This window comes from Cupriavidus sp. FW305-27, assembly GCF_058787995.1.
The window spans coordinates 118,348-134,640 of sequence record NZ_JBYTAG010000008.1 but is presented as its reverse complement, the minus strand read 5'-3'; the positions used below and the strand labels follow the sequence as shown (position 1 = coordinate 134,640).

Annotated in this window: 18 protein-coding genes, 1 pseudogene and 1 riboswitch; of the genes and pseudogenes, 14 read left to right on the top strand and 5 right to left on the bottom strand. The window is 66.4% G+C overall.

Annotated elements, in window-relative coordinates; translation table 11 throughout:
* The 4 genes and pseudogenes from AC3WRI_RS06025 to ybgC all read right to left on the bottom strand — a co-directional run.
* Positions 1-193: pseudogene (locus AC3WRI_RS06025) on the bottom strand (cell envelope integrity protein TolA); the annotation flags it as partial.
* Between the two features lie 36 nt (positions 194-229).
* The gene (gene tolR, locus AC3WRI_RS06020; RefSeq protein ID WP_010813739.1) at positions 230-673 is read right to left on the bottom strand and encodes a protein TolR; all 444 of its coding nucleotides are present in this window, start codon (positions 671-673) and stop codon (positions 230-232) included.
* Between the two features lie 71 nt (positions 674-744).
* Complete coding sequence (gene tolQ / locus AC3WRI_RS06015; RefSeq protein WP_011615851.1) at positions 745-1,428, bottom strand: protein TolQ; 684 nt, start codon at positions 1,426-1,428, stop codon at positions 745-747.
* Entirely contained in the window at positions 1,425-1,829 is a 405-nt protein-coding gene (gene ybgC, locus AC3WRI_RS06010; protein WP_010813741.1) for a tol-pal system-associated acyl-CoA thioesterase, read from the bottom strand. Before ybgC ends, tolQ begins: the two co-directional genes overlap by 4 nt.
* 155 nt (positions 1,830-1,984) lie before the next feature.
* Positions 1,985-2,130, top strand: a riboswitch (ZMP/ZTP riboswitch).
* Positions 2,131-2,254: 124 nt separating this feature from the next.
* On the opposite strand from ybgC, the gene glyA reads away from it, so the two are divergent.
* From glyA to AC3WRI_RS05985, 5 genes are all read left to right on the top strand, one after another.
* The gene (gene glyA / locus AC3WRI_RS06005; protein ID WP_010813742.1) at positions 2,255-3,502 is read left to right on the top strand and encodes a serine hydroxymethyltransferase; all 1,248 of its coding nucleotides are present in this window, start codon (positions 2,255-2,257) and stop codon (positions 3,500-3,502) included.
* 156 nt (positions 3,503-3,658) lie between these two features.
* A complete protein-coding gene (gene nrdR / locus AC3WRI_RS06000; protein ID WP_492292837.1) occupies positions 3,659-4,126 on the top strand; it encodes a transcriptional regulator NrdR in 468 nt (155 codons plus the stop codon).
* A 132-nt stretch (positions 4,127-4,258) separates the two neighbouring features.
* A complete protein-coding gene (gene pilV, locus AC3WRI_RS05995; RefSeq protein WP_011615852.1) occupies positions 4,259-4,888 on the top strand; it encodes a type IV pilus modification protein PilV in 630 nt (209 codons plus the stop codon).
* 1 nt (position 4,889) lies between these two features.
* Positions 4,890-5,924 (top strand): PilW family protein, encoded by a 1,035-nt coding sequence (locus AC3WRI_RS05990; protein WP_037023579.1) that lies wholly within the window; start codon positions 4,890-4,892, stop codon positions 5,922-5,924.
* On the top strand, positions 5,921-6,529 hold the full coding sequence (locus AC3WRI_RS05985) for a pilus assembly PilX family protein (protein WP_010813746.1): 609 nt from the start codon (positions 5,921-5,923) through the stop codon (positions 6,527-6,529). The genes AC3WRI_RS05990 and AC3WRI_RS05985 overlap by 4 nt, the downstream gene beginning before the upstream one ends.
* On the opposite strand, the gene AC3WRI_RS05980 is transcribed toward AC3WRI_RS05985, so the two are convergent.
* Positions 6,511-6,714 carry a hypothetical protein gene (locus AC3WRI_RS05980; protein ID WP_492292851.1) on the bottom strand — a complete coding sequence of 68 codons (204 nt, stop codon included), beginning with the start codon at positions 6,712-6,714 and terminating at the stop codon, positions 6,511-6,513. The genes AC3WRI_RS05985 and AC3WRI_RS05980 overlap by 19 nt on opposite strands.
* On the opposite strand from AC3WRI_RS05980, the gene AC3WRI_RS05975 reads away from it, so the two are divergent.
* From AC3WRI_RS05975 to AC3WRI_RS05935, 9 genes are all read left to right on the top strand, one after another.
* Positions 6,616-10,407, top strand: coding sequence for a pilus assembly protein (locus AC3WRI_RS05975; protein WP_492292850.1), 3,792 nt, complete (start codon positions 6,616-6,618; stop codon positions 10,405-10,407). The two genes, AC3WRI_RS05980 and AC3WRI_RS05975, sit on opposite strands and share 99 nt — an antisense overlap.
* Positions 10,404-10,859 carry a type IV pilin protein gene (locus AC3WRI_RS05970; protein ID WP_010813748.1) on the top strand — a complete coding sequence of 152 codons (456 nt, stop codon included), beginning with the start codon at positions 10,404-10,406 and terminating at the stop codon, positions 10,857-10,859. Before AC3WRI_RS05975 ends, AC3WRI_RS05970 begins: the two co-directional genes overlap by 4 nt.
* Positions 10,859-11,392, top strand: a complete 534-nt coding sequence (locus tag AC3WRI_RS05965; protein ID WP_492292836.1) for a GspH/FimT family pseudopilin — start codon at positions 10,859-10,861, stop codon at positions 11,390-11,392. The genes AC3WRI_RS05970 and AC3WRI_RS05965 overlap by 1 nt, the downstream gene beginning before the upstream one ends.
* Positions 11,393-11,520: 128 nt before the next feature.
* Positions 11,521-11,913 carry a type IV pilus modification PilV family protein gene (locus tag AC3WRI_RS05960; RefSeq protein WP_144062240.1) on the top strand — a complete coding sequence of 131 codons (393 nt, stop codon included), beginning with the start codon at positions 11,521-11,523 and terminating at the stop codon, positions 11,911-11,913.
* Positions 11,910-12,815 carry a PilW family protein gene (locus AC3WRI_RS05955; protein ID WP_439668127.1) on the top strand — a complete coding sequence of 302 codons (906 nt, stop codon included), beginning with the start codon at positions 11,910-11,912 and terminating at the stop codon, positions 12,813-12,815. Before AC3WRI_RS05960 ends, AC3WRI_RS05955 begins: the two co-directional genes overlap by 4 nt.
* Positions 12,809-13,414 (top strand): pilus assembly protein, encoded by a 606-nt coding sequence (locus AC3WRI_RS05950; protein WP_439668128.1) that lies wholly within the window; start codon positions 12,809-12,811, stop codon positions 13,412-13,414. Before AC3WRI_RS05955 ends, AC3WRI_RS05950 begins: the two co-directional genes overlap by 7 nt.
* A 323-nt stretch (positions 13,415-13,737) precedes the next feature.
* On the top strand, positions 13,738-15,261 hold the full coding sequence (locus tag AC3WRI_RS05945; protein ID WP_439668129.1) for a pilus assembly protein: 1,524 nt from the start codon (positions 13,738-13,740) through the stop codon (positions 15,259-15,261).
* The gene (locus AC3WRI_RS05940; RefSeq protein WP_492292834.1) at positions 15,258-15,716 is read left to right on the top strand and encodes a type IV pilin protein; all 459 of its coding nucleotides are present in this window, start codon (positions 15,258-15,260) and stop codon (positions 15,714-15,716) included. The genes AC3WRI_RS05945 and AC3WRI_RS05940 overlap by 4 nt, the downstream gene beginning before the upstream one ends.
* Positions 15,717-15,723: 7 nt before the next feature.
* On the top strand, positions 15,724-16,272 hold the full coding sequence (locus AC3WRI_RS05935; protein ID WP_010813755.1) for a GspH/FimT family pseudopilin: 549 nt from the start codon (positions 15,724-15,726) through the stop codon (positions 16,270-16,272).
* Positions 16,273-16,293: the final 21 nt, after the last annotated feature.

Genomic DNA, 16,293 nt, shown 5'->3' with positions numbered 1-16,293 from the left:
GCGGGGGCGCGGTGGCGGCCGGAATCTCTTCCCACAGCTCGGCCTCGGCGCCGACGGGGGTGCTGCTCTGCAAGCGCACGCCGTAGTACAGCACGACAGCCAGCAGCATGTGCATGAAGAGCGCGAACAGGAAGGAACGCAGGGTTCCCCGCTCCTTGACCGGCTGGTAGGGATAGGCGGCGACGGTCTTCATCAGGCGCAACGGCAATCAGATAGGCGCTTCAATGCGTCAGGAGGTCTTGGACTTGACCATCAGGCCGACGCGCTTGACGCCGTCGGCTTTCAGGATCGACATCACGTCCAGCACCGCCTCATACTTGACCGCGCGGTCGGCGGCAATCACCACCGGCTGGTCGGGATTCTCGTTCTGGCGCTGGTGCACGAAGTCGAGCAGGCCCTGCTTGTCGAGCTTGCGCTCGAAGGCATTGCCGGCGCTGTCCTTGCCGCGCGCGGTCAGCTGGCCACTCTCGTGCACGGTGACTACGATCGGCGGCGCCTTCTGCTGCGGCGTGGCGTTGGCCACGGTGGGCAGGTCGACGGTGGCGGGGCTCACGATCGGCGCCGCCACCATGAAGATGACCAGCAGCACGAGCATGACGTCGATGTACGGCACGACATTGATGTCGGCGCTGGCCCGGCGGCGCGAGCCGCCACGGCGCTGAATGGCTGCCATTGCAGGACTCCTGGAAACGCCGGCCCGGGCTTGCGCCCGGACCGTCTGGATTAGATTCGATACGTGTGCGGTTAGCGTGCCTGCCGTTGCAGGATGTTCAGGAACTCTTCCATGAAGCTCTCGAACCGGATCGCCAGGCGGTCGATCTCCGTGGCATAGCGGTTGTAGGCGATCACAGCGGGAATGGCAGCGAACAGGCCGATCGCGGTCGCCACCAGCGCCTCGGCAATACCGGGGGCCACCGATGCGAGCGTCGCCTGCTGCACATTCGACAGGCCGCGGAAAGCGTTCATGATCCCCCAGACCGTGCCGAACAGGCCGATATACGGGCTCACCGAACCCACCGACGCCAGGAACGGCAGATGCGATTCCAGCACATCCATCTCGCGCTGGTAGGCCGCGCGCATCGCGCGCCGGGCCGCATCGAGCAGCGCGCCGGCTTCGTTGCCGCGCTCGCGCGCCTTCAGGAACTCGCCCATGCCGGATTCAAAGATCCGCTCCAGCGCGCCGGTGTTGTGGCGGTTGTTGACGGCACTGTTATATAGCGCCTGCAGGTCGCCGCCGGCCCAGAAGTCGCGTTCGAACCCCTCGGTCTGGGTGCGCGCCGAGCGCAGCGCCAGGTGCTTGCGGAAGATATAGGTCCACGAAAACAGCGACATGACGAGCAACAGCGCCATGACGGCCTGTGCCAGCAGGCTGGCGTGGAGCACCAGCGTTACGATCGACATGTCTTGCGTGACGGTCACGGGATTCATCGTGCGGACTTGATGGTAGCTAGAACGGGGTCGGGAATCGGGGCGGGACGGAAAGTGCTTCGATCGACACACCCAACACGGATCGCGCCAGAGGCCAGCATCAGCTCGCCACGCCAGGCTTCCTGGGTGAACTGGACCGACGCCGGGCCGACCCGGTCGATGCGCGTGCGGATCTCGAGCTGGTCATCCAGCCGGGCGGGCGCATTGTAGTCCACTGCCGTGCTGCGGACGATAAAGACCACGCCCGCCTCGTCGGCGAGCGATTGCTGCTCGATGCCGAGCGCACGCAGCCACTCGGTGCGGGCGCGCTCGAAGAACTTCAGGTAGTTGGCGTAGAACACTACGCCGCCCGCGTCGGTGTCTTCCCAGTACACCCGCAGGGTCCAGACAAAGTTTGTCATGGCCGCAATTGTAACGGAGAGCGATAGCGGTTTCGTGTAAACCCGCATGACGACTTTGCAACAGCAAGTTGCTGGCCAGCCCTTGCCAGCGCTTGCCTGGCGGGGCCGACGGCTTGCGGCGGGCGCCCGCCTCGCGCTACACTGCGCGCAACCATTCCATCTTGCGCGACTGGCGAAGTCAGTGGGCACTACCACGAGGAAGCGCAAGTTCTCTGGCGTGACGTTCATTGCGCGTTCGCGTAGCGTTCAGCACGCCTAGGCGTGAAGTTGCTTGCGCCTGCCGCTCGCCTGGGCAGCGAATGGGAAGCAGGGTGCGCCCTGCACCGACGGTTACAAGCCGCCGGTGCTGGTCGCCGCTAGCCTTCCCCGCGCGCCCTACCCCCGATGCGTGAATCGGATTCCCTATTTTTCAGACGAGTTTCGCCATGTTCGAACGCAGCCGTTTTACGATCGACCAGATCGACCCCGAGGTCTTTGCCGCCATCCAGCAGGAGAACCAGCGCCAGGAAGACCACATCGAGCTGATCGCCTCCGAGAACTACACCTCGCCGGCCGTGATGGCCGCCCAGGGTTCGCAGCTGACCAACAAGTACGCCGAGGGCTATCCCGGCAAGCGCTACTACGGCGGTTGCGAGTACGTCGACGTCGTCGAGCAGCTGGCCATTGACCGCGTCAAGCAGCTGTTCGGCGCCGAAGCCGCCAACGTGCAACCCAACTCGGGCTCGCAGGCCAACCAGGGCGTGTACTTCGCCGTGCTCAAGCCGGGCGACACCATCATGGGCATGAGCCTGGCCGAAGGCGGCCACCTGACCCACGGCATGGCCCTGAACATGAGCGGCAAGTGGTTCAACGTGGTCAGCTACGGCCTGAACGCCCAGGAAGACATCGACTACGACGCGCTGGAAAAGCTGGCCCAGGAGAAGAAGCCCAAGCTGATCATCGCCGGCGCCTCGGCCTTCGCGCTGCGCATCGACTTCGAGCGCATCAGCAAGGTTGCCAAGTCGATCGGCGCTTACTTCATGGTCGACATGGCCCACTACGCCGGCCTGATCGCCGCGGGTGTCTACCCGAACCCGGTGCCGCACGCCGACTTCGTCACCACCACCACGCACAAGAGCCTGCGCGGCCCGCGCGGCGGCGTGATCCTGATGAAGGCCGAGCACGAGAAGGCCATCAACTCGGCGATCTTCCCCGGCATCCAGGGCGGCCCGCTGATGCACGTAATCGCCGGCAAGGCCGTCGCCTTCAAGGAAGCGCTGACGCCTGAGTTCAAGGAATACCAGCAGCAAGTGGTGAAGAACGCCGCCGTGCTGGCCGAGACCCTGATCGCGCGCGGCCTGCGCATCGTCTCGGGCCGCACCGAAAGCCACGTGATGCTGGTTGACCTGCGCGCCAAGAACATCACCGGCAAGGAAGCCGAGCGCATCCTGGGCGAGGCGCATATCACCGTCAACAAGAACGCCATCCCCAACGATCCGGAAAAGCCGTTCGTGACCTCGGGCATCCGCCTGGGCTCGCCGGCCATGACCACGCGCGGCTTCAAGGAAGAAGAAGCCCGCATCGTCGGCAACCTGATCGCCGATGTGCTGGACAACCCGCACGACGCCGCCAATATCGCCAGCGTGCGCGAGCAGGCGGCAGCCCTGACCAAGCGTTTCCCGGTCTACGGCTGATGCATCGAGGCCGCCCATGCGGATTCCGCATGAGCGGCCGGCAGCTCCGCAAGCCGGCGTCCTCGGGCACCGGCTTGCGGGCCTCGCCAACCCGCCCCGCCTCCGCAGAACGACAACACGGACAAGGCGACGGGGTTCAACTGAAGGTGGTCCGGCATGAAATGCCCCTTTTGCGGTCATTCCAATACCCAGGTACTCGACACGCGCATGTCGGAAGACGGCGATGCCGTGCGCCGGCGCCGCCGCTGCGAAGCCTGCGACCGCCGCTTCACCACCTATGAGCGGATCGAGCTGTTCTTCCCCGCCATCGTCAAGAAAAACGGCTCGCGCGTGGACTACACGCGCGCCAAGCTGAAGGATTCCATGCGCCTGGCGCTGCGCAAGCGCCCGGTCTCGGCCGAAGCCATCGACGAAGCCATCACCCGCATCGAAGAAAAACTGCTGGCACTGGGAGAGAAAGAAGTCCCCAGCAGCCAGGTCGGCGAACTGGTGATGCGCGAATTGCGCAAGCTCGACAAGATCGCGTATATCCGCTTTGCTTCGGTGTACCGGAGCTTTGAGGACGTGTCGGAATTCCGCGACGTGCTGGATGAGTTTGCGGCGTCCACCCCCCGGAAGGGGTAGCAAAAGTAACAAAATCGTTGTTTAATCCCCGTTGCATTTCCGCAAGGCCCGCTGTCGCATATTAAAAGGGCCCGGGATTGCAGACCAAAAAAAGAAGTTAACGAAGTCGGACGTCTTTTGACGGGGGTCAGAATGGGTCAACGCTGCCGCGGGGCAGCCGGCTTTGCCATGCTCGAAGCATTGGTGGCAATTGTCGTTCTGGCGGTTGGCGTGCTCGGCGTCGCCAGCCTGCTGCTGAATTCATCCCGCTTCACGCAACAAGCTTCCTACGACACCACTGCCATGCAGCTGGCCACCGAGATGGCCGAGCGCATGCGTGCCAATCCGGCCGTCTCGCAAACCGGCGCGGCGGCGGAAGCCATCATCCCGAACCGCTACTTCATCGACACTGCCACCGGGCAGCCGCCCGCGCTCACGGCAGCAAACAGCCCGTACGCGATCGCCTGCCCGGGCACGGCGGCCGGGTGCGCGCAGCAACTGGCGGATTTCGATGTCGCCGAGTTCTGGGAGCGTGTCAGCACAGGCCTGCCTGGCGGACGCGCCGTGATTTGCCGGGACATGGTCGCCTACGACCAGGCCACCGGCTTCTCATGGGGATGCACGCCATCGGCCACTGGCCGCGCGGACGACGCACCGATTGTCATCAAGATCGGCTGGATCTCCCGGCTTGCCGCCAGAACCGTCGCGGCACGGGTCGACATGTCCGACATGGGCACGCGCCCCCAGGTGGTCATCGTGGCCACGCAGGGCACGGTTAACTGACATGCGGAACGCCAGGATGTATCTCAACGCCGGCCGGCATCGTCAACTGGGGCTGTCGCTGGTGGAGCTGATGGTGGCGATGACGCTGAGCCTGCTCCTGATCATGGCTGCCGCGGCGCTCTACCTGACCGGACGAGCCAACTACAACAGCATCGATGACACCACTGCGCTGGATGAGAAAGGCCGTTTTGCGGTGGATACCGTGGTTCGGATCGTGCGCCAGGCCGCGTGGAGCAACTATGCGGGCAACAGCGCCGCGGCCTCTCCCGGCGCCAGCGGGCCTCCCGCGCCCAGCCCCGGAGGCGTCATGCTCACCACCACGAGCCTGTCGCCGACCATCAGCGGCCTCGACAGCTGCGGCGCCCCCGCGCAAGATCTCGGCAATCCGGCGCAAAACCTCGCGTGTCCGGCCCAAGCGGGTGCCGTGAACAAGAGCGATGTGCTGCAGGTCCGCTTCTTCGGCTCCGGCACGCAGCAGGACCGCACCGTCCCGGACAACAGCATGATCGACTGCTCCGGCAATGGCGTCGCCGAGCCGCAGGCCTGGGAAGACGCAGACCTAGCGCGCGGCATGGCGGTCTTCTATGTCAGCAACGATGCCGGCGGCATGCCTCAGCTGATGTGCGGCTATCGTCCACGGGACGCCGCCAACAAGGAAATCCTCACGGCCGGCACGGCGTACCAGGCTGTTTCGCTGATCTCAGGCGTCGAAGTCTTCCAGGTGCTTTACGGCATGGATACGAATTTCGACCAGACCCCGGACCGCTTCCTGTCGGCCACCGAGGTGCTGGCCCTGCCCACCACCTGGCAGAACGTCGTCGCCATAAAGATTGCCATGGTGCTGATGGGCGATACCGCCAGCGCATCGCCTCAGGATCCGCCAACCTTGCGCCTGTTCGGGCGCCTGTTCCCGGGCTCGCCGGGCAACGACACATCCTTCACGCCGGCCACGCAACTGCAGCGCATGCGACGCCTGTACACCGTCACCGTACAGCTCCGGAACATGGCCACCTGCACCACCTGCTCGCCGACATGAACGCCCGCACCGCGCACCCCAACCCGCGTGGCATCGCGCTGATCACCGCCCTGGTGATGCTGCTGATCATCAGCGTCATCGCCATCGCCGGTGCCCGGCTGGCCATTGGCAGCAAGCGCATGGCATCGAACCAGCGCGACCGGGACCTGGCTCAGCAAGCGGCCGAGGCAGCCTTGCTGGATGCGGAAATCGACATCCAGGGTGTTTCCGCCCCAACCAGCCGGTCGGCCATCTTCTCCGGCACCACGATGAATGTGCTGCCGTTCGTGGCGGGTTGCAATACGGGCGTGACAGGCGCCTCACCCTTCCAGGGATTGTGCGACCCGGTGCTCGACGGCACGCCGAACTGGCTTGCCGTTGACTTCAGCCAGACGGGCGCCAACGCACGCACCACCGCCTACGGCACCTTCACCGGCCGCAGGTTCCCGACCGCGACAGGCGGGCTGCTGCCTGCCGCCCTGCCGCGCTACATCATCGAGCCGATCAGCGACATGTCGCCAGGCGCGAGCGAGGGCGCATACATCTTCCGCGTCACGGCCGTCGGCTTTGGCGCTAACCCGGCGACCCGGGTCATGTTGCAGTCGTACTACCGGAAGGGGGAATGAATGGCAACGTCCATGCCTGTCGCGGAGCACGGCAAATGAGCCGGATCCGGAAATTCATTTTCGCGGCAATGGCTGCGCTTCTCAGCCTGCCCGCCGGCCCGCTGCTTGCCGCAACGGAACAGAGCAGCCTCGCGACCGTCAAGCTCGCGCAGGCGCCGCTGTACGGCCGCAACCAGAATATCCATCCCAACCTGCTGCTGACGCTCTCGGTGGAGTTCCCCACGGTGGGGGCAGCCTATCGCTCCGGCACGTATTCGCCGACCACGGAATACATTGGCTACTTCAATCCGCGCAAGTGCTACAACTACAGCGGAAGCGCCAGCAATGGCTATTTTGTCATTGCCGGCGACGCCAACACGGCCGATCACACATGCACGGGCCAGTTCAGCGGCAACTTCATGAACTGGGCCACGGCCTCGGCCATCGATATGCTGCGCTACGCGCTGACCGGGGGCGACCGCGTCGTCGACTCCGCCACACAGACCATCCTGCAACGTGCCGTGCTGCAGGAGAGTTTTTTCAACAGCAACTCCTACTTCCCCCGCAAGACCTACGACAAGGCGTCCTCGGTCACGCCTTTCAGCAGCAGGACCTTGTACATCACCTCATGTGGCAACAAGGTGTTCTTTGGGGACAGCACCGAGTCCGGCGCCAGCTGCTCGAGCCCCGGCAAGTACAGGAACCAGGGCACCTACCTGGTACGGGTGCAAGTCTGCGATGCAAGCGAAGCCAGGTCCCGCACCGATCTCTGCAAGCTGTATCGCACCGGGTACAAGCCGGTTGGCGAAATGCAGCGCAATGCAGACAAGGTCCGCTTTGGCGCGTTTGGCTACCTGAACGACAGCGCCAATACCCGTTATGGCGGTGTCTTGCGGGCGCCCCTGAAGTATGTGGGGCCGAACACCGTCGACAGCAATTTCAACCAAGCCAGCAACCTGCGCCGGGAATGGGATGACGACGGCATATACATCCAGAACCCCGAGAGCGCGTCAGAGAACATCAGCGGCGTCATCAATTACCTGAATCAGTTCGGGCGTTCCGGCGCCTACAAGTCATTGGATCCGGTCGGCGAACTCTACTACGAGAGCATCCGCTACCTGCAAGGCCGGCAACCAACGCCCGAAGCCATCGACAACGCCAGCGCCTACAAGGATGGATTTCCGGTCTACACACAATGGACAGACCCCATCCTTGCCAGTTGCCAGAAGAACTACGTCCTTGCCATTGCCGATATCAATACGCACTGGGACCGCTACATTCCCGGCAACACCAGGACGACCTACTTCTCCGGTGGCAAGCCGGTTTCTGCCAACGACTCGGCCCGGCCGGCGGACGCGATATCGAAATACAGCAAGTACAGCTTCGATGTCACGACCTGGACGCAGGCGGTGGCCGATCTCGAGAGTTCGGGAACATCCGGCAACAGCCGCCCCGACACCTCGCTCGCCAACCTGGCTGGCGCCGACACCGGCTCCAGCGGCCACGGCACCTACTATATGGCCGGCGTCGCGTATTGGGCCCATACCTACGGCTTCCGCCCGGATATGCCGGAATTGCGCGTCACCACGTTCAGCATCGACGTCAATGAGAACGGGAACGGCAGCGTCGGCGACAAACAGCGCCGCAGCCAGATGTACCTGGCGGCAAAATACGGCGGCTTTGACGACCAGAATGGTGATGGCAATCCGTTCCGCACCAAGGGGGCCAGCGGCGCCACCGTCACCAGCAATGCCGAATGGGAATCGTCGGGCGGATCCGACGTCCCCGCCAACTGGTTCCTGGCCGGGCAGCCGGCCGCCATGATCGCTTCCATCAAGAAGGTCTTCGCGCAAATCGTCAACGCGGCCGGCACATTGTCTGGCGTGGCACTGACCTCTTCCCAGGTGGCGAGCGACACCCTCTTGTTCACTCCCGGATTCGACCAGCGATGGAACGGGCGCCTTTCGGCACTGGCGGTGACCAATGATCCCGACACCGGCGTTCAGATCTCCAGTACCGAAACCTGGGAGGCTGGCAAGGTGCTGACTGCCCGCACCGCTGCCCGCAATCTGCTGACCTGGGTCCCGTCGGGCACGGCCGACAATGCAGGAACCGGCGCGGGTGCGGGCGCCACCTTCGAATGGAAATCCCTCAACGCCGCGCAGAAGGCCGCACTGAAGCTCGCGCCGACAGAGACTGACACCGTGGCCCAGAGCCGGCTCAGCTATCTGCGTGGCGAGCGCAGCCAGGAGCAATCCACCGGCAGCACGGGGACCATGCGCTTGCGCGACTCACTGCTGGGCGACATCGTCAACTCGGGCCCCGTCTACATGGCGGCCCCGTCCAGCACCATCGCCGAAAGCGACTACACCGCCTTCTACAAGGCCCACAGCCAGCGTACCGCCGCAGTTTACATCGGCGCCAACGATGGCATGCTCCACGCCTTCAATGCGGCCAATGGCTCTGAACTGTTTGCCTACGTGCCAAACGCAGTGTTCGCCAACCTGGCCCAGCTGACCTCGCCGAGCTATATCCATCGGCCGTACGTGGACGCCACGCCTGCCGTGGCGGAAGCCCGGGTCGGCAACGCCTGGCAGACCGTGCTGGTCTCTGGCATGGGTGGCGGCGCGCAAGGCCTCTTTGCGCTGAATGTCAGCGATCCTGCCAGCGTCGGATCCGGCAATGTCTTGTGGGAGTTCACGGACAAGGATGATGCCGACATGGGCAACGTCATGTCGCCGCCCCAGATCGTCAAGCTGTTTGCCGGCAAGGACTCCGACAACAAGCCTGTGTACAGGTGGTTTGCCATGACGGGCAACGGCCTGAATGCCAACGATGCGGATGGCGCGAGCAATCCGGCCGCGCCTTCGGTGCTGTTCATCGTGGCACTGGACAAGCCGGCCGGGTCGCCGTGGCAACTGGGCGTCAATTACTGGAAGATCTCGATGGCGGCGGACGTCACCGCCGGCATTGCCAACGGGCTGAGCTCGCCGGCGCTGGTGCGGCTTACCGACGGGCAGACCGTCGCCGCCTACGCCGGCGACCTCCAGGGCCGCCTCTGGAAGTTCATCCTGAATGGCGGCCCATCCACCTGGAACGCTGCCGGGGCCCTGCCCTACTACGGCGGCGGCAACTACGGCCGGCCGCTGTTCCAGGCCCGCGATGCCAGCGGAAAGCCGCAACCGATCACGGTCCAGCCCAAATGGGTCTACGCGCCCGGCGGCTACATGGTGGTGTTCGGCACCGGGAAGTACCTGGAGCCTGCCGACACCATCACCACCGGCACGCTGACCCGGAACGCCATGTACGGCATCTACGATGCGGGAGGCTCCCAGTCGATCGCAGACCGCAGCATGCTGAACCCGGTCACCCTGACCCGTAACAGCAAGGGCGCTTACGAATATTCGTCACGCAGCTATAGCCTCGGCTCAAAGACTGGGCAGAAGGCCGGGTGGTACTTTGATTTCCCGGGCAACGGAGAACGCCAGGTCACCGCACTCGTGCCAGCCTACGGAAAGATCTGGTTCAACTCGCTGATGACCGGCGATGATCTTTGCGGCGCCTCCAGCAACAGCGGCCGCTATCAGATCAATGCGCTGACCGGCATGCCCGCCACGGGGACATCGACCGGCGATCTCTCCACCTTCGGCATCCTGGGTGCGCCAGTGCTGATCCAGACCAAGACCACGGTCGATCCACAACGCAATGCCGTCGGCCAGATCACTACGCTGAAGTTCATCGACGTGTTCTCGTTCGGCGCATCGGGTGGCGGCCGCAGCGCAGGCGCGTCGTTGTCCAGCAGGCCGCTTGTGTCCGGCAACACAGCCACCGACGGGGGGCACCCCACCACCGGGCGCCTTGGCTGGCGCGAGATTCGCAATTTCGGAGCCGCAAAATGAAGCGCTGCCACCGTGACTGGCGTCGCCACGCCAGCGGCTTCACGCTGATGGAGATGCTGATTGCCATCGCCATCCTTGGCATCCTCGCTGGCATTGCGTATCCCAACTACGCCGAACATGTTGCCCGCGGGCGCCGCACCGAAGCCAAGGCTGCATTGATGACGGCCATGCAAGCGCTGGAGCGTCGTTACGCACAGGCCAACTCCTACGTCGACCCCGCCGACAGCACGCGCGCCTGGCGCGGCTTCCCGCAAGCCTCGGAAAGCGGCAACTACGCGATTGCATCCGGCGCGTGCGCAGGGCTGGCATTCAACGAATGCGTGCAGGTCAGCGCCACGCCCACGATCGCCGACAACCGCTGTGGCACGCTGCTGCTGCGCAGCACCGGCGAGCGCGGCGTGCTGATCAACAATGTCGCCGCCTTCGCGAACCTGCCCCAGGGATGCTGGTGATGCGCGCTCAAGCCCCCCGACCCCAGACCGGATTCACGCTGATCGAACTGCTGGTCACGCTGGTCGTGCTGGTCATCCTCGCCGGCATGGCGGCACCCGCCTACACCTCCTTCATTCAGCGCAACACGCTTGCCACTGAAGCAGACGCGCTGGCTTCGTCGCTTTCCCTGGCACGGGCCAGTGCGCTATCGCGCAATAGCTGGGTCACCGTGGCGCCCGTCAGCAATGACTGGCGCAACGGCTGGACTGTCTGCCTGAACCCAAATCGAAACGCGGACTGCACGGGCCAAGCCGTGCTGGTTCAGCATGTCCCCTCCGCCCAGGGATTGACCGTAGCATTCTCCAGCACGCCGCAGTCGGGGGTCCTCTCCTACTCGCCCGTAGGCTATACCCGCACGCTGGCAGATGCGATGCAGTCTGCCCAGGTGCTGATGGGACTGGGCACCGGCAACCAGAAGCTCATCGATATCAGCCAGTTGGGCAGGGTCCGCGTATGCGCGCCCGTGCCGACACAAGCCACGGTGTGTCAGTAGGCGAGGCTGCCTGGTCGCTGTTCCCGGGAAGACCGAAACAACATTCCGCAAATCCTCCACGCTTAGGCACGTATTCGCCTGCTCGCGACAGCTAGTCTGACGGTCCCTGCCAGTCTCGGTGACCGCCCATGCCGGATCTTCGCAAGCCAGCACATCCACCTGCCCGCCCGCGCCGCAGACCGCGTTGCGCCGGCCGCCCTGCGGGATTCGCGCTGCATGAAACGCTGTGCGCGCTGATCGTGCTTGGTGCCGGGCTGATGCCAATGATGGGGCTGGCGCCGAAGGCGCTGGCCCAGCTGCGCGAACTCGACGCGCTGGCCCGGTCCGCCCGCCTTGCCGTGGAGATGGCTGAGCTGGATACAGCGCAGCCGGCACTGCAAAGCGGGCGACCAGACCTCTGGTCGAGCCGGTGCGGGAACAACCCGGCGTTTCCGTGCCCGGAAGATTCGCCACTGATCATGGCCGGACGGCTTGGCGGGCAGGCCGGCATACCCGCGATCGCCTTGTGGATGCAGCCATGAGGCGGGACGCATCCAGGGCATTCTCGCTGGTCGAGCTGCTGGTCGGACTGATACTCGGCCTGATCGTCACCGCGGCAGCCGTTGCGGCATTCCATGCCACTCGTACCGCCTACCTCACCGCCACCGACCGCATCCTGCTCGAAGAGCGCGGCCAGCGCGCCCTGACGATCATCGCCGCGCTGCTGCGCCAGTCCGGCTGGCCGGGCGAGCCCCTTCCCGCCACCTCCTACCCTGCGCCGCCGGCCGTCAGCGGCGCCGACGACTGCGGTCAGCCTGCCATCGGTGCGGTGCCGTCCTGCGGCAGGGCTGGCGTCGGCCGCAGCGATGCGCTGCTGGTCCGCTTCAGCGGCAGCGGCCTGCCGGCTGCGCCGTCGCAGCCGGATGAAAACATGACCGACTGCAGCGGCTACGCCGTCGCCGCGCGCGTGGCCGGTGCTGACGCGCACAGTGGCTACGTCGCAGCCAACCTGATCTATGTCGCGGCGGGCAGCGATGGCGTGCCGCAACTGCTGTGCCGCTACCCGGCACGCCGCGGTGGCGTGATCGACGGCACTGGCTGGACCTCCGGCGCGCTGGTCCGCGGCGTTGAATCACTGCAAGTGCGCTACGGCCTGGATACGGACGGCGACGGCCGGGCCGACCGCTTCGAGACGGCATCCGCGATCCACTCGCTGGATGAATCCGCCTGGCATCGCGTGGTGGCCGTGCAGATTGCCATTGCCGTGCGCGGCGAGCGCCCGGGTTCGGCAGCGGCAAGCCCGGGCAAAGACGCCGACCCACCCGGCACCGCCGCCGGCGATCTGGCGCCGGTGCCGCCGTCGCAGGCCGGCACCGCCCGCCGCGTCTTCGCCACCACGGTGCGGCTGCGCAATGCGCCACGCTGCCAGGAAACGCTGTGCTAGCCCGCCGCCTTCCATGTCGCCACAATGCAGGCGCCGTCACGCTGCTGCTCTGCGCCACGATGCTGCTGCTGGTAGTGCTGACCGCTGCCGGCACGCTGCACATGCTGCTGTCCGCGCGGCAACTTGCCGTCATGCAGCTCGAACGCGAAATCGCATTCCGGGCCGCCGAGGTCGCGTTGCTTGATGCCGAGTCGGACCTGCTTGCGGCCGCCATATCGCAAGACATGATGGGGCGGCTCGGCATCTGGCCGGCACCGGGACACTGCGGCAGCGGCCAGCAGGCTGGCGTGTGCCGGCCAGCGGTGACGGGCCCACCCGTGTGGCAGCCCTGGCTGCTGGCCGACACCAGCGCGGACGCCGTCGGCGTGCCATTCGGCCGCTTCTCGGGTGCGACGCTGCCGGTGCTGCCCGCGGGTGCCGCCGGCACTCGCGAACTGCCGCGGTATGTCGCCGAGATCCTGGACGAAGCACCGTCCGGCTACAGCACTCCGGATGCCCCTTCCGCCACCACACCGGCACCACGGATCCGGATCACGGCCATCGGCTTCGGCCGCAGCCGTGCCGTACGTGCCGTGCTACAGAGCGTGATCCAGCCGTGAATCGCCTCGTTGCCGTTGCCTTCGCCTGCCTGGCCATCGCCATTGCACCAGCGTCTGCCGCCACCGGATCCGAAGCAGGCCGATTGCCGCTGGCTTACCGGACCACGGCGGGCGCGTATCCGTGGACCGGGCGCTTGTTCGCTGTCGGCTGGCAAGGACCGGCGCCAGTGCTGTCGCCTTATCTATGGGAAGCCGGCACGAGCCTCGACCATCGGCCGGTTGGATCGCGTCGCATATTCACGTCGTCAGCGCCGCCGCAGCGCGTCATCGCGCTGCAATGGGCTGCCATCGATGCCGCCTTCCGGAATACGGATAGCGCCGACATGCTGGGCCGCCTTGACCGCGCTCACCTCGAATGGCTGCGCGGCGACCGCACCGAGGCCGGCCTGCGCCAGCGCGACACGCGACTCGGCAATGCCGCAGGCGCGCGCGTGCGGGTGGTTGCGCCTCCGGCCTGGGCGCCTGGCAAACCCGGGCATGCCGGCTTTCGCGCGCGCTACGGCCTGCGCCCGCACGTCGTCTGGCTGGGCACCAACGACGGTCTGCTGCATGCGTTCAATGCCGTGACCGGCGAGGAGCGCGCCGCCTATCTGCCCGGCGTGCTGTTGCCCTATGCCGCCGCCACGCCGGCGAACGACGCGCCGCTGGCGCCCGCGCCCTGCCCTCGCCCCGAAGCGCAGGATGTGACGATCCATGGCGAGTGGCGCACGGTCGTGCTGTGCGGCATCCCTGGCAGCGCCAGGACCGGCAACCCCGCAGCGGCATTCGCGCTCGACGTCTCGGATCCCGACGGTCCGATGCCCTTTGCATTGCTGTGGGAGATCGCCGCCACGGACACATTGCCACTATCCGCACGCGGCCCGGTGCGTGCCGCCGGCATTCCTGGCCAGAACGGATTGCGCTGGTACGCAGTCGTGACGCTGGCTGCCGCGACCCACGACAAGTCGGAGGCAGCGCGCTCCGGCCTTGCGCTGCTGCCATTGGACAAGCCCGCCGGGGCGGCATGGGCCGGGCAGTACGCCGTCCGCACCTTGCCATTGCCGGAACGCGACTGCCTGGGCCGGCCGGCAACCGGCAACCTGGTGGCGGCCAGCGTGCTGTCCGACATGACAGGCACGGCACGCGCTGCCTATGCGACAGACGATGCCGGCCAGCTATGGCGCTTCCCGCTCGCGGAAGCGCCTCAGCCGGGCGGTGCGCCCGCCGTGTCATGCCTCCACCGGATGCAGACGTCGGCGCAGCCGCTCATGCCCGAAGCGCCCGTGCTGCTCGGAGCGCCGACTGCGCCGGTCGTGGTCTATGGCACGGGCAACGAACTTGCAGCGGTGCCCGACCTGTCGTCCACGCGCGCCGCCACGGCGGTCCCGTTGGTGGAAGTCGCGGCGCAGGCCGCAGATGGCGGGCACATCCTGCGCGCGCCGCCTGCCGGCGCCGGCGATGCCGGCTGGCATCTGCGCCTGCCCCATGCCGGCGAACAGGTGGTGGAGGTCCAGCCGGTCTTCCCCGGCCATCTGCTGTTCGTGACGCGCACGCCCGATGGCGCGCAACGCAGCTACCTGGTGCTGGCGGCGACCGGGGAATCGGTCAGCCAGAGCGGAACCGGCGAACGCCTGCACATGGCCACCGGCCAGTTGCTGGCTCCAGGCGCCAGCGTGTTCGTGACCGTTGCCGAATTGCCCGCCGCACCGGCGCAGCCGGGACGCACCGCGCGCCAGGCTTACGAGCTGTCGCTATGGGCCGTCGATGGCAACACGGTCACGCGGGTGTCGCAAACCATGGCCAGCCGGCGCACCGGGCGCCTGCGCTGGCGCGAGATCGCCGGACCGGCACGGGAGGATTTGCCATGACTATCGCGGCGCCTGCCTCCCGGCCCCGGGCCGGGTTCAGCCTGGTCGAGCTTGCGGTTGCGCTGGCCGTTCTCGCCATCCTCGCGGCCATCGCCGTGCCCGCATGGCACGGCCACCTGATGCGGGGATGGCGGGCGCAGGCGCGTACCGCGCTGACCGAGGGAATGCTGCAACTGGAGCGCCACGCCGTCGGCGCCATGACGTTTGCCACCGAACCCGGTGCCGAAGTGGCCGCCGGGGAATGGCCACTACCCGTACCGGCCACCGGCACCGTGCGTCATGTCGTGACAGCCGCGGCATGCCCGCAGGCCGGCCTGGATACCTGTGTTGAATTGCGAGCCGTCCCGCAGCGGCCCGACCCGGAGTGCGGCGTGCTGATCCTGCGCAGCACCGGACAGTGGCTGACGCTACCCGAAGGTGAAGCCGTGCCGCGGCCGCTTCCGTCCCATTGCTGAAGGCGCGATGAACAGCCACGCTCCCCGCCGCCACCATGGCCTGACCCTGGCCGAGCTGCTCGCCGGCCTGGCCATCCTGGCACTGCTGGCGGCGGCATCCTATCCGGTGTTCGGCGGCCTGCTCGCCCGGCAACAGGTCACACTGGCGGCCGACCGGCTGGCGGCATCGCTGGCGCTGGCGCGGGCCACCGCACTGGCGCGCCGCCTCGAGGTGACGCTGCAGCCGCTGCCGGGCGAGGCCACGCTGGGCCCTGGCTGGCAACTGGTCGCGGCAGACGGCGACCCGGATCGCCGCGCGGTGCTGGCCGTGGTCGAACCGGGCATGCCCTGCCTGTGGGTGACGCTGCGCCAGACCGCCCGCGGCACGAATGTGCTGAAATTCCTGCCTGTGGGATACTCTCGTTCTGAGCAGGGCGGTTTCCAGGCCGCCACTTTCACGCTCGGCTGCCGTGGCGAGCAGCGGCAAGTCAGACTGGGCGCGCAGGGACGTATCCGACTCTGCACCCCCGGCCGCGACGCTGACTGCGATGCGACGGAGTCCTCCGGACCACCATAACCCGGCAGCCCTGTATTCCAG